At 46.7% G+C, this 15,812-nt stretch carries 9 protein-coding genes, 1 tRNA gene and 2 pseudogenes; 10 read left to right on the plus strand and 2 right to left on the minus strand.

Features of this window, described 5'->3' with window-relative positions:
* Positions 1 to 19: 19 nt before the first annotated feature.
* From T2812B_RS08205 to T2812B_RS08245, 9 genes and pseudogenes are all read left to right on the plus strand, one after another.
* On the plus strand, positions 20 to 1,831 hold the full coding sequence (locus T2812B_RS08205; protein ID WP_227738447.1) for a glycosyl hydrolase 53 family protein: 1,812 nt from the start codon (positions 20 to 22) through the stop codon (positions 1,829 to 1,831).
* Between the two features lie 15 nt (positions 1,832 to 1,846).
* The gene (locus T2812B_RS08210; RefSeq protein WP_008195481.1) at positions 1,847 to 2,848 is read left to right on the plus strand and encodes a LacI family DNA-binding transcriptional regulator; all 1,002 of its coding nucleotides are present in this window, start codon (positions 1,847 to 1,849) and stop codon (positions 2,846 to 2,848) included.
* Positions 2,849 to 2,905: 57 nt separating this feature from the next.
* Positions 2,906 to 4,849, plus strand: a complete 1,944-nt coding sequence (locus tag T2812B_RS08215; RefSeq protein ID WP_008195484.1) for a beta-galactosidase — start codon at positions 2,906 to 2,908, stop codon at positions 4,847 to 4,849.
* A 39-nt stretch (positions 4,850 to 4,888) separates the two neighbouring features.
* Positions 4,889 to 8,143, plus strand: a complete 3,255-nt coding sequence (gene lacZ / locus T2812B_RS08220) for a beta-galactosidase LacZ (RefSeq protein WP_039454662.1) — start codon at positions 4,889 to 4,891, stop codon at positions 8,141 to 8,143.
* A 5-nt stretch (positions 8,144 to 8,148) separates the two neighbouring features.
* A complete protein-coding gene (gene galA / locus T2812B_RS08225) occupies positions 8,149 to 9,807 on the plus strand; it encodes an alpha-galactosidase (RefSeq protein WP_008195532.1) in 1,659 nt (552 codons plus the stop codon).
* Positions 9,804 to 10,760: a galactose-1-phosphate uridylyltransferase gene (gene galT / locus T2812B_RS08230; protein WP_008195534.1), complete on the plus strand. Its 957-nt coding sequence runs from the start codon at positions 9,804 to 9,806 to the stop codon at positions 10,758 to 10,760. Before galA ends, galT begins: the two co-directional genes overlap by 4 nt.
* Complete coding sequence (locus tag T2812B_RS08235; RefSeq protein ID WP_008195537.1) at positions 10,757 to 11,809, plus strand: galactokinase; 1,053 nt, start codon at positions 10,757 to 10,759, stop codon at positions 11,807 to 11,809. The genes galT and T2812B_RS08235 overlap by 4 nt, the downstream gene beginning before the upstream one ends.
* 221 nt (positions 11,810 to 12,030) lie before the next feature.
* Positions 12,031 to 13,238: pseudogene (locus T2812B_RS08240) on the plus strand (RNA-guided endonuclease TnpB family protein).
* A 39-nt stretch (positions 13,239 to 13,277) separates the two neighbouring features.
* Positions 13,278 to 13,618 (plus strand): annotated as a pseudogene (locus tag T2812B_RS08245) (GGDEF domain-containing protein).
* 5 nt (positions 13,619 to 13,623) lie between these two features.
* Here the strand turns inward: T2812B_RS08245 and T2812B_RS08250 are convergent.
* Positions 13,624 to 13,699, minus strand: a tRNA-Asn gene (locus tag T2812B_RS08250).
* Positions 13,700 to 13,789: 90 nt separating this feature from the next.
* Positions 13,790 to 14,800 (minus strand): acyltransferase family protein, encoded by a 1,011-nt coding sequence (locus T2812B_RS08255; protein ID WP_038051082.1) that lies wholly within the window; start codon positions 14,798 to 14,800, stop codon positions 13,790 to 13,792.
* 43 nt (positions 14,801 to 14,843) lie between these two features.
* Between T2812B_RS08255 and T2812B_RS08260 the strand changes: the two genes are divergently transcribed.
* Positions 14,844 to 15,809, plus strand: coding sequence for an AI-2E family transporter (locus T2812B_RS08260; protein WP_038051090.1), 966 nt, complete (start codon positions 14,844 to 14,846; stop codon positions 15,807 to 15,809).
* Positions 15,810 to 15,812 lie beyond the last annotated feature (3 nt).

Genomic DNA, 15,812 nt, shown 5'->3' on the forward strand with positions numbered 1-15,812 from the left:
GTTGGTTTGATTGAGAGGGGTGCTTTTCGTGCTGATGATTTCTTCCATGGCCTTTGGTTTGATAGTCAACCCGGTGGAAAACCTGCGCGAGGATTTCATCTTTGGAATGGATGTTTCTATGCTCTACGAGATCGAGCAGCTTGGTGGGAAATATTTCGAGAATGGTGTGGAAAAAGATTGTCTTGAAATACTGAAGAATCATGGAATAAACTGGATCAGGTTGAGGGTGTGGAATGATCCGAGAGACGAGAATGGAAATCCTCTCGGAGGAGGAAACTGCGATTACCTGAAGATGACAGAAATCGCTAAAAGGGCAAAGAATCTCGGAATGAAAGTGCTTCTTGACTTCCATTACAGCGACTGGTGGGCGGATCCTGGAAAGCAGAACAAACCAAAAGAGTGGGAATATCTTCATGGAGAACTTCTGGAGAGGGCGGTTTACTCCTACACGAAACTTGTACTGAACCACATGCGAAGAAACGGGGCACTACCAGATATGGTCCAGGTGGGAAATGAGGTGAACAACGGTTTTCTCTGGCCTGACGGCAAGATTTCTGGAGAAGGTGCAGGTGGTTTCGACGGATTCACAAGACTTTTGAAAGCTGCCATCAAGGCCGTTAGAGAGGTTGATCCGGATATAAAGATCGTTATTCATCTGGCGGAAGGTGGAAACAACTCTCTCTTCAGATGGTTCTTCGACGAGATCACAAGAAGAAACGTGGACTTCGATGTAATAGGTGTATCTTACTACCCGTACTGGCACGGAACCCTCGAGGATCTGAAAAACAACCTCTACGACATAGCCACAAGATATAACAAGGATGTGCTCGTTGTTGAAACAGCTTACGCCTGGACACTCGAGGATGGAGATGGTTATCCCAACATCTTCAATGGTGAAGAGATGGAACTAACAGGTGGCTACAAGGCAACCGTTCAAGGACAGGCAACATTTCTGAGAGATCTCATAGAAGTGGTAAACAGCGTTCCCAACGGCCATGGACTCGGGATTTTCTACTGGGAAGGAGACTGGATCCCTGTGAGGGGGGCTGGATGGAAAACCGGGGAAGGAAACCCCTGGGACAACCAGGCTATGTTCGATTTCAGTGGGAACGCTCTCCCATCACTGAATGTTTTCAAACTGGTGAAAACATCGTCGCCAGTGGAGATTGCGATAAAAGAGATCCTTCCTGTGGAGGTTACAACCAACCTGGGAGAGGTTCCAAAATTTCCAGATGCTGTGAAAGTTCTGTTCAGCGACGATTCCATCAGATCTTTACCCGTCGAATGGAACTTTGATTCTGCCCTTGTTGAAGAATCCGGTGTTTACAAAGTGGAAGGCTACATTAAAGACATTGACCGGAAAATTTTCGCGACACTCACCGTGAAGGGTAGCAGAAACTATCTGAAAAATCCGGGCTTTGAAACAGGAGAATTTTCGCCTTGGCGGGTCTCGGGAGACAAAAAAGCGGTGAAAGTTGTGAAAGCCAATCCTTCAAGCAATGCGCACCAGGGAGAGTACGCAGTGAATTTCTGGCTCGATGAATCCTTCAGTTTCGAACTGTCACAAGAAGTGGAACTTCCAGCAGGTGTGTACAGAGTAGGGTTCTGGACCCATGGAGAAAAAGGTGTAAAGATTGCTTTGAAGGTAAGTGATTACGGAGGGAATGAGCGATCTGTAGAAGTTGAAACAACGGGCTGGCTCGAATGGAAGAACCCGGAGATAAGGAACATAAAAGTTGAAACAGGAAGAATAAAGATCACCGTTTCTGTCGAGGGAAGGGCAGGTGACTGGGGGTTCATTGATGATTTCTATCTTTTCAGGGAAGAGTAACCGGAGGGTTAGAACATGAAGAAAAAGTACGTTACGATCAGAGACATAGCAGAGAAAGCGGGTGTTTCCATAAACACAGTCTCAAGGGCACTCAACAACAAGCCCGACATCAGTGAAGAAACCAGAAGAAAGATACTGAAAATTGCACAAGAACTGGGATATGTTAAAAATGCCACCGCTTCCTCTTTGAGGAGCAAGCAAACGAACATCGTGGGAGTCATCATAGCCGACAGTGCCAACCCGTTCTACGCGGAGGTCTTGAAGGGAATAGAAGCCGCTTCGAGAAAGTACGGCTATCAGATCATGCTCATGAACACCGAAAGAATCTACGAAAATGAAGAGAAGGCTATAGAGGTACTTCTCCAGAGGAGAGTCGATGGTCTTCTCATAACACCTGTTCAGGACAGATCAGACGACATAAAAGCTTTGATCGAAAGAAAAGTTCCCTTTGTCATAGTCGGCAGACACTTCGAAGAGTTAGAAGTGGATGAGATCCACAGTGATGAGGTAAAAGGAGGGTATCTTGCAACCAGACATCTCATAGAAAGAGGAAGAAAAAACATCATTATGATCAGCGGATATCTGTTCAAATCGGCTGCCTACATGCGACTTGAAGGATACAGAAAGGCTTTGAAAGAGTACGGAATTCCATTCAGTGAAAAAATGATCATTGAAACAGACATCGATATAGAGAGTGGATATCGAGCGATGCGGGAAGCAATTGAAAAGGGACTTGAATTCGATGCGGTCTTCTGCTACAATGATCTGCTCGCTTTCGGTGTGATGAAAGCGTTGAAAGAGCGTGGATATCGTATACCAGAAGATGTGGCTGTTGTTGGTTATGATGACATTGTTTACTCCTCCTTTGTCTGCCCGTCTCTGTCAACGGTGAGGATAAAGAAGTTCGAAATGGGTTTTGAGGCCTTCAGGATGCTTCTTCAAAGATTGAAAGGACGAAGAAAGAAAAGAAAGCGAGTGATATTGGACGTGGAGCTCGTTGTGAGGGAAAGTGGCTGATGCTTGATCGATTTTTTTTCTTTATCTTTCCGTGAACGTTCACGAGGGGTGATATGTATGCTCGGAGTCTGTTACTACCCTGAACACTGGGGAATAGAGAGAGTGGAAGAAGACTTCAGAAGGATGAAAGAGCTCGGGATAGAGTACGTGAGGATTGGAGAGTTCGCCTGGAGCAGGATAGAGCCGAAGCGTGGAAAGTTCAACTGGGACTGGCTCGACAAAACGCTTGAGCTGGCAGAGAAGATGGGGCTCAAGATCGTGCTGGGAACTCCCACCGCCACACCTCCGAAATGGCTCATCGATGAACACCCGGAGATCCTTCCCGTTGATAAAGATGGCAGGGTGAAAAATTTTGGTTCCAGAAGACATTACTGCTTCTCCAGCCCTGTTTATAGAGAGGAAGTGAAAAGAATCGTCACCATCATAGCGAAAAGGTACGGAAAACACCCGGCAGTCGCAGGCTGGCAGACGGACAACGAGTACGGCTGTCACGATACAGTGAGGTGCTACTGTCCGAGGTGCAAAAAAGCCTTCCAAAAATGGCTGGAAAGAAAGTACGAGGGCGACATAAAGAAATTGAATGAAGCGTGGGGAACAGTGTTCTGGAGCCAGGAGTATCGATCCTTCAACGAAATAGAGCTTCCGAATCTCACCCCTGCCGACCCGAATCCGTCGCATCTTCTCGATTACTACAGGTTCGCTTCCGACCAGGTGGTGGAGTTCAACAAGCTTCAGGTGGAAATCATAAGGGAGTATTCTCCTGGAAGATTCATCACTCACAATTTCATGTCTGGTTTCACGGATTTTGACCATTACAAACTCTCAAAGGACTTGGATTTTGCATCCTGGGACAACTATCCGCTTGGACACACCCTCGTTTTTCTGAGAATGAAGGGTGAGACAAAAAATCCGTTCGACAGAGTGGGACACCCGGACATCATCTCATTCTCGCACGATCTGTACCGGGGAGTGGGCAGAGGAAGATTCTGGGTGATGGAACAGCAAGCAGGACCTGTGAACTGGGCTCCTTACAATCTCTGGCCCGCCAAAGGAGCAGTGAGACTCTGGACGTGGCAGGCGTTCGCACATGGTGCGGAGGTGGTCTCTTACTTCAGATGGAGGCAGGTCCCCTTCGCACAGGAACAAATGCACTCTGGACTTCTGGCACCGGATTCAGTTCCTTCTTCCGGATACCACGAGGTAAAGCAGGTTTTCGAGGAGCTCAAAAACATCGATATCAATGAGCCCGTGGAAAGCGAAGTGGCACTTGTCTTCGATTATGAAACGGCGTGGGTCTTCTCTATACAACCGCACGGCGAGAGGGTGAACTACCTCGATCTTGTCTTCAGATTCTACAGTGCCCTCAGAAGCCTTGGCTTGAACGTGGATATAGTATCCCCTGGATCTTCACTGGACGGATACAAAATGGTCGTTGTTCCAAGTCTTGCCATCGTGAGAGAAGAGGTTCTGGACACGTTCAAAAAATACGACGGTCTTCTCGTACTTGGCCCAAGAAGCGGAAGCAAAACAGAGACATTCCAGATACCACCAGAAATGCCCCCAGGTCTTCTCAAGGAGCTCATACCCGTTGAAGTGAGACAGGTTGAAAGCCTTGGAGATAATGTTGAGACACTTGTTTGGAACGGTAAGGAATACCCTGTCTCGATATGGAGAGAGGATGTAGACCCCACCATCACGGAAGTGATCGCAAGATTCAAAGATGGTTTTGGAGCCGTATTCCGGAAAGACAACGTGTTTTACCTTTCTTTCTGGCCCGACAGAGAATTTCTTGTAGATTTCTTCGAGAACCTCTCAAAAGAAATGAGAATTGCAACGAAAAGATTACCAGAGGGGATTCGGGTTCAGAGAAGGGGAAAGTACGTTTTCGCTTTCAATTTCTTGCCACAAGTAGTGGAAATAGACACACCAGAAGATGTTCGATTTGTTTTAGGAAATCAGAAAATAGATCCTTATAGTTTTGTCATATGGATGGAACAATGAAACATTTCAATTCCTGTCCTATTAGGAGGTATTAAGTTCATGTCCTACGAATGGGAAAACCCACAGCTTGTGAGTGAAGGAACGGAGAAGTCACACGCTTCCTTCATACCCTATCTGGACCCGTTCAGCGGGGAATGGGAGTACCCTGAGGAATTCATCTCTTTGAACGGGAACTGGAGGTTTCTCTTCGCGAAAAATCCCTTCGAGGTGCCGGAGGATTTCTTTTCGGAGAACTTCGACGACTCGAACTGGGATGAGATAGAAGTTCCAAGCAACTGGGAGATGAAAGGATATGGAAAGCCCATCTACACGAACGTGGTTTATCCATTTGAACCGAACCCTCCTTTTGTTCCAAAAGACGACAATCCGACCGGGGTGTACAGAAGGTGGATCGAGATACCTGAGGATTGGTTTAAAAAGGAGATCTTTCTGCATTTTGAAGGTGTTCGATCCTTCTTCTATTTGTGGGTGAACGGGAAGAAGATCGGTTTCAGCAAAGACAGCTGCACGCCCGCTGAATTCAGACTCACCGATGTTCTAAGACCAGGGAAGAATCTGATCACCGTTGAGGTTCTGAAGTGGAGCGATGGAAGCTATCTCGAAGATCAGGACATGTGGTGGTTTGCGGGGATATACAGGGACGTTTATCTGTACGCGCTGCCGAAGTTTCACATCAGAGACGTGTTCGTGAGAACGGATCTGGATGAAAATTACAGAAACGGAAAGATCTTTCTGGACGTAGAGATGAGAAATCTCGGTGAGGAAGAAGAAAAAGACCTTGAAGTAACACTCATCACACCGGATGGAGACGAAAAAACACTCGTGAAAGAGACAGTAAAGCCGGAGGACAGAGTCCTTTCCTTTGCCTTTGACGTGAAAGATCCGAAGAAGTGGTCCGCGGAGACGCCGCATCTGTACGTTTTGAAACTGAAACTGAGAGAAGACGAAAAGAAGGTCAACTTCGGATTCAGGAAGATAGAGATAAAAGACGGAACGCTTCTTTTCAACGGGAAACCTCTCTACATAAAGGGAGTGAACAGACACGAGTTCGATCCCGACAGGGGTCATGCGGTGACAGTGGAGAGAATGATTCAGGACATAAAGCTCATGAAGCAGCACAACATAAACACGGTTCGCACATCACACTATCCGAACCAGACGAAGTGGTACGATCTGTGTGACTACTTTGGACTCTACGTGATAGACGAGGCAAACATCGAATCCCACGGTATAGACTGGGATCCTGAAGTGACCCTTGCGAACAGATGGGAATGGGAGAAGGCACATTTCGACAGAATCAAAAGGATGGTCGAGCGCGACAAGAATCATCCCAGTATCATCTTCTGGTCTCTCGGGAACGAAGCGGGAGATGGAGTGAATTTCGAAAAAGCCGCTCTCTGGATAAAGAAAAGGGACAACACGCGACTTATCCATTACGAGGGAACAACAAGGAGGGGAGAATCGTACTACGTCGATGTTTTCTCTCTCATGTATCCGAAGATGGACGTTCTTCTTGAGTACGCTTCAAAGAAGAGGGAAAAGCCCTTCATCATGTGTGAGTATGCCCACGCGATGGGAAACAGTGTGGGAAATCTGAAGGACTACTGGGACGTGATAGAAAAGTATCCGTACCTTCATGGAGGTTGCATCTGGGACTGGGTGGATCAGGGAATAAGAAAGAAAGACGAGAACGGAAGAGAATTCTGGGCGTACGGTGGTGACTTCGGTGACACACCGAATGACGGAAACTTCTGTATAAACGGTGTGGTACTGCCCGATAGAACACCTGAGCCGGAACTTTACGAGGTGAAGAAGGTCTATCAGAACGTCAAAATAAGACAGGTATCGAAAGACACTTATGAGGTGGAAAACAGGTATCTATTCACGAACCTTGAGATGTTCGATGGCGCCTGGAAAATCAGAAAAGACGGAGAAGTCATCGAAGAAAAAACCTTCAAGATCTTCGCTGAACCTGGAGAAAAGCGTCTCTTGAAGATACCACTCCCAGAAATGGACGATTCTGAGTATTTCCTCGAGATCAGTTTCTCCCTTTCTGAGGATACCCCCTGGGCAGAAAAAGGCCACGTTGTGGCGTGGGAGCAGTTCCTTCTGAAAGCACCGGCATTTGAGAAAAAATCCATTTCAGATGGAGTGTCACTCAGGGAGGATGGGAAACATCTCACCGTTGAAGCAAAAGACACGGTGTACGTCTTCTCAAAACTCACAGGCCTTCTGGAGCAGATCCTTCACAGAAGAAAAAAGATCCTGAAAAGTCCCGTTGTTCCCAATTTCTGGAGGGTTCCAACCGACAACGACATCGGAAACAGAATGCCACAGAGGCTCGCCATCTGGAAGAGGGCATCGAAAGAGAGAAAACTCTTCAAAATGCACTGGAAAAAGGAAGAAAATCGTGTTTCTGTCCATAGTGTTTTTCAGCTTCCGGGAAACAGCTGGGTGTACACAACATACACCGTTTTCGGAAATGGAGACGTCCTTGTGGACCTTTCTCTGATTCCCGCTGAGGATGTACCGGAGATTCCAAGGATTGGCTTTCAGTTCACGGTTCCTGAAGAGTTCGGCACCGTGGAGTGGTACGGAAGGGGACCGCACGAGACTTACTGGGATAGAAAAGAAAGTGGTCTTTTCGCAAGGTACAGAAAAGCTGTCGGTGAGATGATACACAGGTGTGTCAGACCACAGGAAACGGGGAACAGATCGGATGTGAGATGGTTCGCACTTTCCGATGGTGAAACAAAACTCTTTGTGTCGGGCATGCCGCAGATAGACTTCAGCGTCTGGCCCTTTTCCATGGAGGATCTCGAGAGGGCTCAGCACATAAGCGAACTCCCGGAGAGGGACTTCGTCACCGTGAACGTGGACTTCAGACAGATGGGCCTTGGAGGAGACGACAGCTGGGGTGCGATGCCTCATCTGGAATACAGGCTTCTACCAAAGCCGTATCGCTTTTCTTTCAGAATGAGGATTAGCGAAGAGATTCCATCCTGGAGGGTTCTTGCGGCGATCCCTGAAACGCTCCATGTTGAGATGTCCTCAGAAGACATGATACGCGAAGGAGACACCCTGAGAGTGAAATTTTCCCTTCTGAACGACACTCCACTGAGCAAGGAAGAACAGGTGGTTCTCTTTGTTGATGGAAACGAATACTCGGTGAGGCGAGTGGTGATTCCACCCTTCAAGAAGGAAGAGCTGGTGTTCAAAGTAGAAGGATTGAAGAAGGGAGAACATCTGATACATACTAATCTGAACACGAGAAAAACCATCTATGTGAGGTGATCTGTGTGGAAATATTCGGAAAAACCTTCAGAGAGGGAAGATTCGTTCTTGAAGAGAAAAATTTCACAGTTGAGTTTGCGGTGGAGAAGATACACCTTGGCTGGAAGATCTCCGGCAGGGTGAAGGGAAGTCCGGGAAGGCTCAAGGTTCTTCGAACGAAAGCACCGGAAAAGGTACTTGTGAACAACTGGCAGTCCTGGGGACCGTGCAGGGTGGTCGATGCCTTTTCTTTCAAACCACCTGAAATAGATCCGAACTGGAGATACACCGCTTCGGTGGTGCCCGATGTACTTGAAAGGAACCTCCAGAGCGACTATTTCGTGGCTGAAGAAGGAAAAGTGTACGGTTTTCTGAGTTCGAAAATCGCACATCCTTTCTTCGCTGTGGAAGATGGGGAACTTGTGGCATACCTCGAATATTTCGATGTCGAGTTCGACGACTTTGTTCCTCTTGAACCTCTCGTTGTACTCGAGGATCCCAACACACCCCTTCTTCTGGAGAAATACGCGGAACTCGTCGGAATGGAAAACAACGCGAGAGTTCCAAAACACACACCCACTGGATGGTGCAGCTGGTACCATTACTTCCTTGATCTCACCTGGGAAGAGACCCTCAAGAACCTGAAGCTCGCGAAGAATTTCCCGTTCGAGGTCTTCCAGATAGACGACGCCTACGAAAAGGACATAGGTGACTGGCTCGTGACAAGAGGAGACTTTCCATCGGTGGAAGAGATGGCAAAAGTTATAGCGGAAAACGGTTTCATCCCGGGCATATGGACCGCCCCGTTCAGTGTTTCTGAAACCTCCGATGTATTCAACGAACATCCGGACTGGGTAGTGAAGGAAAACGGGGAGCCGAAAATGGCTTACAGAAACTGGAACAAAAAGATATACGCCCTCGATCTTTCGAAAGATGAGGTTCTGAACTGGCTCTTCGATCTCTTCTCATCTCTGAGAAAGATGGGCTACAGGTATTTCAAGATCGACTTTCTCTTCGCGGGTGCCGTTCCGGGGGAGAGAAAAAAGAACATAACACCGATTCAGGCGTTCAGAAAAGGGATTGAGACGATCAGAAAAGCGGTGGGAGAAGATTCTTTCATCCTCGGATGCGGCTCTCCCCTTCTTCCCGCGGTGGGATACGTCGACGGCATGAGGATAGGCCCGGACACCACACCGTTCTGGGGAGAACATATAGAAGACAACGGAGCTCCCGCTGCAAGATGGGCGCTGAGAAACGCCATAACGAGGTACTTCATGCACGACAGGTTCTGGCTGAACGATCCCGACTGTCTGATGCTGAGAGAGGAGAAAACGGATCTCACACAGAAGGAAAAGGAGCTCTACTCGTACACGTGTGGAGTGCTCGACAACATGATCATAGAAAGCGATGATCTCTCGCTCGTCAGGGATCATGGAAGAAAGGTTCTGAAAGAAACGCTCGAACTTCTCGGTGGAAGACCACGGGTTCAAAACATCATGTCGGAGGGTCTGAGGTACGAGATCGTCTCGTCTGGCACTCTCTCAGGAAACGTCAAGATCGCAGTCGATCTGAACAGCAGAGAGTACCACCTGGAAAAAGAAGGAAAGTCCTCCCTGAGAAAAAAAGTCGTCAAAAGAGAAGACGGAAGAAACTTCTACTTTTACGAAGAGGGTGAAAGGGAATGATGGAACTCAGGTACAATCCACTCACAGATGAATGGGTGATCGTTTCGGCGGCCACACAGAAAAGACCGGTACAGCCATCGAAGACGGAGTGTCCCATCTGTGTTGGAGGCCTCGAACTTCCCGAGGAGTACGATCTTGTCACCTTCGAGAACAGGTATCCTTCTCTGAAAAAAGATCTACCTCCTGTGGACTGGAAAGAGAAGGGACCTTTCAGGAAAGAAGAGTCCCGCGGTGTCTGCGAGGTGGTCGTCTACACCTCGGATCACAACACAGCACTTCCAGGAATGCCTTTGAAGCAGATAGAAAAGCTCGTTGAGATGTGGGTGGACAGAACAAGGGACCTTTCTCAGCACAACTTTGTGAAATATATCTTTATCTTCGAAAACCGCGGAAAGGAAGTCGGCGCTTCCCTTCCACACCCGCACGGTCAGATATACGCGTTTCCTTTCCTTCCAAAGAGAATAGAAGTGAAGATAAACGCGATGAGGAAATGGTACGAAGAGAAAAGGAAGTGTCCCATCTGCGAGGTCCTGGAGAGCGAAGGAGAGGAGAGAAAAGTTTACGAGACGGAGCATTTCCTTGCTCTCGTTCCTTTCTATGCGCGCTTTCCGTACGAAGTGCACATCTATCCGAAGAGACACGTGAGTACTCTCCTGGAGTTTTCGAAAGAAGAAAAGAAAGAGTTCGCGAAAGTTCTCAAGGTGGTGACTGCAAAGTACGACAAACTCTTCGATCAGGAGTTTCCCTACATGATGATGTTCTTTCAGGCACCGTTCAACGAAGAGGACGTGTCTCACTTCTTCCACTTCCACGTGGAGTTCAACCCACCGAAGCGAGACAGAGATAAACTGAAGTGGATGGCGAGTGTCGAGACGGGTACATGGACGTTCATAAACCCCGTTGTTCCCGAAGAAGCAGCGAGACAGCTCAGAGAGACGGAGGTGGAAATATGAGAGTGAAGGCACCAGGAAGAATAAACATCATCGGGGAGCACACCGACTACAACGACGGTTACGTTCTGCCGTTTGCGGTGAACAGATACGTGTTTCTCTCGATGGAAGGTTCAGAGAGATTCATCTTCCACTCAGAAAACGTAAACGAAACGGTGGAGATGGAAAAGATAGAGAAACTCAACAAATGGACGGATTACATCTCAGGAGTCATCGCTTCTTTTGAAAAAAGGGGCTACAGGGTGTCTCCTGTTAAAATCTCCGTTTCTTCCAATCTTCCCATGGGAGCGGGTCTTTCCAGTTCCGCCGCTCTCGAGGTGGCGACCGCTTACGCGATTTCAGAATATTTCGGTTTCAACGTTCCGAAACTCGAACTCGTGAAGATCGCCCGTGAAGCCGAAGTGGAGTTCGTGGGGGTCAGGTGTGGCATCATGGACCAGTTCACGGCCGTTTTTGGAAAGAAAGACCACGCGATCTTTCTGGACACGATGACGCTCGAGTACGAGTACGTTCCTCTGAAATTGGAGGGTTACGAGATCAACCTCGTCGACTCGAACGTGAAACATGAGCTCTCCTCTTCGGAGTACAACAGAAGAAGACAGGAGTGCGAAGAGGTACTGAAAACGCTTGGGAAAAAGAGCTTTCGAGAAGTGACAAAAGAAGATCTCGAAAGACTCTCAGGCACCCTGAGAAAACGTGCCCAGCACGTGCTCGAAGAAAACGAAAGAGTCCTGAAAAGTGTTCAGGCTTTGAAAGAAGGAGATTTTGAAACCCTTGGAAAACTGCTCTTTTCTTCTCACGAGAGTCTCAGAGACCTGTACGAAGTTTCCTGCGAGGAAACGGATTTCATCGTGGATTATTTGAGAGAAAAGGAAGGTATTCTCGGTGCGAGGATGGTCGGTGGTGGATTCGGAGGAGGAGTGATCGTTCTTTCAAAGAAGGGGGCTTTTGGGAAGATAAAAGAAGAGCTGGTGGAGTCTTATAAGAAGCGTTTCGGGATAGATCTCACCTTCCACGAGATAGAGAGTTCAGACGGTGTTCAAAAAATCTAAGGGAGCCTTGAGCTCCCTTTTTTGTTAAAATGAAGTTGGTATTTCCAGATTCGGGGGGATCTGCGATCTTTGTTTATCGAACAAAGTGCAAAGAAGACACCATTTTCTATAAGGTGGGGATGAATTTGCAATTTAATTTGTGCCAAAATGTTAATATATCATATAGAAGTGAAAAAGAAGGTTCTTGAATCTCAAGGAGTAATCTCAAAGGAAGGATAAGCATGCTCATAACCTACAAATTTCGTATTTACCCTACGAAGGAACAAGAAGAAAAACTGGCCAAACATTTCGGTCACACCAGATTCGTGTACAACTTCTTTCTGAACTACGCCAACATCATCTACAGAGTAATGGAACGTCCTACATACTACAACGAATGGGCATCTGTTTTGGTAAAACTCAAAAAGACAAACAAATATTCATGGCTCAACGAAGTGAACTCTCAAGCACTCCAGCAATCGCTGAAAGATTTAGAACGTGCATTCAAGAATTTCTTCAAAAAGCAAGCCAGCTATCCAAAGTTCAAGAAAAAGAAATTCTCCCGCCAAACCTTTCGTATTCCACAACACATTCAGCTGTATATCAAAGAAGACAATCCAAAATACGGCTACATATTCGTTCCCAAGTTCAAAGAAGGCATAAAAGTTCGGTTGCATAGAAAGCTTCCGAAAGACGGAAAGATAAAACAAGCAACGTTCATCAAAACACCAACGAACAAATACTACGTTGCGATAGTCTTTGAAGTCCAAGACGTTGAAGTGGAGGACAAGTCAACAGATGCTTTGGGAATAGACCTTGGAATCAAGGACACGATCACATTGAGCGATGGAAGAAATATAAAATGCCAGACCTTTCAAAATACGAGAGACAGATCAAAAGACTTCACAGACGATTATCCAGGAAGCAGAGAGGTTCAAAGAACTGGGAGAAAGCACGTTTGCGTCTTGCAAAGCTGTACGAGAAAATAGTCAACATAAAAAGCGACTGGCTTCACAAGATCACACACGATCTTGTCAGCGAAAGCCAAGCTGGAAAGATCGTGGTGGAAGATCTCAACATCAAAGGTATGGTTCAAAACCACAGACTTTCCAAACACATCCACATGCAGTCGTGGAGGAGATTCTTAGAACTTCTCGAGTACAAGGCAAAGCGCTGTGGGATCGAAGTGGTAAAAGCAAACAGATACTATCCCTCGAGTCAGATGTGCAGTGAATGCGGGTACATAAACAAAGAAGTCAAAGACCTGAGCGTCAGAGAATGGACGTGTCCTGTATGTGGAGCGCATCACGATAGAGACGTGAACGCTGCGAAGAATCTTGCCAGGTACGGCTTGATGCTTTCAGTAGGGCGGGAACCGTCCGAGTTCATGCCCGTGGACCGTGCTCTGGCGGCGGAACCCGAAAGGGGTCTACGAGCCACCACGGGTTGAAGCGGGAAACCACATCTTCTGTAAGGTGGGGTAGTTCACGTGGATCTGGACAATTTCAAAAAGATCAACGATACCTATGGACACGAAACCGGTGATGAAATTTTGCCCTCGTTCAAACAATAAGGAAGAACGTGAGACAGTCCGATATCGTGGTGAGAATGGGAGGAGATGAATTTCTCGTGATATTGAGAGGATGCAAGCCGGAGAAAGCGCAGGAAATCTTCCAGAAGATACTGATTGAATTCAAAAACAGCCATCCTCTTCAGCCGGAGTTTTCCTACGGTGTGGTTCTCTTTAAAGAAACTCTTGAAAAAACACTGAGAGAAGCCGATGAATTGATGTACAGGATGAAGGATGTTAAGAAGGGGACATTGAAATAAAAAAATGGCTCCGGCGGCAGGACTCGAACCTGCAACCACCTGGTTAACAGCCAGGCGCTCTACCGATTGAGCTACGCCGGAACCTCCAAGGATAATTGTACTACATACTCTCTCGAATTTCAAGTGGGATTGATGGTAAAATGAATGAAAAAATTGAAAAAAAGGTTGATATCAGGCCCCAATGACTATTTTTCTTACCGGTTTTGGAAGGATCCGTGCCAGTTTCAGCAAAATTTCCATGAACATTAAAGAAAACATCACCATGATAGTCACCCAGCACCACTTGGGAAGATCAACAAAAGAGTCGAGAAACACGTAGAACATCCATTGAAACGGCATGTGAATCATGAAAAGAAGGAAAGAATACCTTCCCATCCTTTTCAAAAAAGGCAGATTAACTTTTTCAGCCAGCCAGGTGAACACCTCTATACTGTAGATTCCCAGAAGCACTCCTGTGAGGGAAAATTGATCGACTCCCAAAAGTGTGTGGAACTTTCCGTACGCGTTCCAGTACTCCAGAGATCCGATCGCAAAGAGAAAGACGTATAGGAACAAAGATAGCTTTCGTGGTTCTCTCTTCTTTCTCTCGACAGCGTCTTTGTATCCCATCAGAAATGGAAAAAGCCAGTGAACAGGATTGAGATAAGTGATCAACGCACCTTCTATGGGAGGAAGGAGTCTGTCCTTCGTGAGAAACCAGAAACTCACGAAGGAAGAGTTAACAACAACTCCGGCGAAGGAAAACGGCAGAATCTTCCTCGGATCTTTTATGAAAATCGATATCAGCAGCAGAATCATTACAACCAGTACGAAATAGTACTGCCACGATCCTGTGAAAGAAAAGATAGTGATCAGATATTTTTTGAGTATTGAATCGTCAACGCTGAAAACCCTCTTTGTCACCCAGACGTTTGTATATTCTCCATCTAACAACACATAAGCAAGGAAAGAAAGGGAAGCCCAGAAGAGATAGAAGTGAAAGAAGGAAGAGGCCTTCTGGAGAATCTTCAAAGGATTCTTTTTCACCCTTCCCTGTGAATAACCAAACAGATATACGAAAACAAAGACAGAAGGGCTCACGAATCTGAGCAGCGGAACGAGAAAGGTGAGGTCTCTGTACACCCCAACGATGGCGTGTCCTGTTAAAACGAACAGAATCAAAAGTCCTCTCAACGATTCCAAGTTTCTCACCTCTGATAAAATAGTATCGAAAGGAGTGAAGAACTTGAAGAACCAACACTTTGCCCTGCTGTATCTTGTTCTGTTTCTAGTACTCGCGAAACTTTCCCCTTTCATTATAACCGCCCTGATAATGGGGCTGTATCTTTCGATAATTATCGATTACATTGCACGCTTTTTGGGGGTATTCATAAAAAAACCGCGTGTTCTTCCTCGCGTGATATCGAACGTTCTGGTCTTCCTCACGATAGCTTACTCAGCTGTCAATTTCTTTCCGGTGATCGCAAGAGAAGCGCAGAAGGTTTTTTCTGAGATAGACAGAATAAGATCGGGTTTGGAGAACATCGACATACCCGGATGGTTGTCTTCCGTATTGAACAACATCAGCACATCCTTCTCGGAAGGAGCGCTCTCGCTTGTGAACAAAATCATAGGCTACGTTCCTTCTTTCGTAACGGCTGCAATACTCATAGTGATCACCGCTTTTATCGTGTCTTCATTGAAGAGACTCATAAGAAAAAATGTACACTACCTGTTTCCCACGAATCCCAGTGATGGTAGAGAGTTCCTGAAGACTACTTACACCGAGTTCGAAAGGTTCGTGGGTGGTCAGGTGCTCGTTGCAATATTCGTTGGTCTGTTCGTTGGCTTCGGTGCTTTCATTTTCAAAATACCGAGTGCGTTCTTTCTGGGAATGCTTGCTTTCGTGACGGATTTTGTCCCGTACCTTGGAGTGGTGATATCTGCTATTCCTCTTCTAATGCTCGCCTTCTCCGTTCATGGCCTGAGCGGTCTTCTCATAGGAACGATCATCCTCGTCGCAGCGAATCAACTGGAAATGTGGGTGCTCGCTCCAAAGATACAGAGTAACACCTTGAATGTTCACTGGTTCATTATTCTGATCACGATTCTCATTCTCGGCGATCTTTTCAGTTTTGGTGGCGTTCTAATTGCGCTTCCGTTTCTGATATTCCTGAAAAACTTCTGGAAGCAGTACGTGATGGGAGGCTGAGAC

This window comes from Thermotoga sp. 2812B, from assembly GCF_000789335.1.
In the GTDB taxonomy this organism is placed as follows: Bacteria; Thermotogota; Thermotogae; order Thermotogales; family Thermotogaceae; genus Thermotoga; species Thermotoga maritima.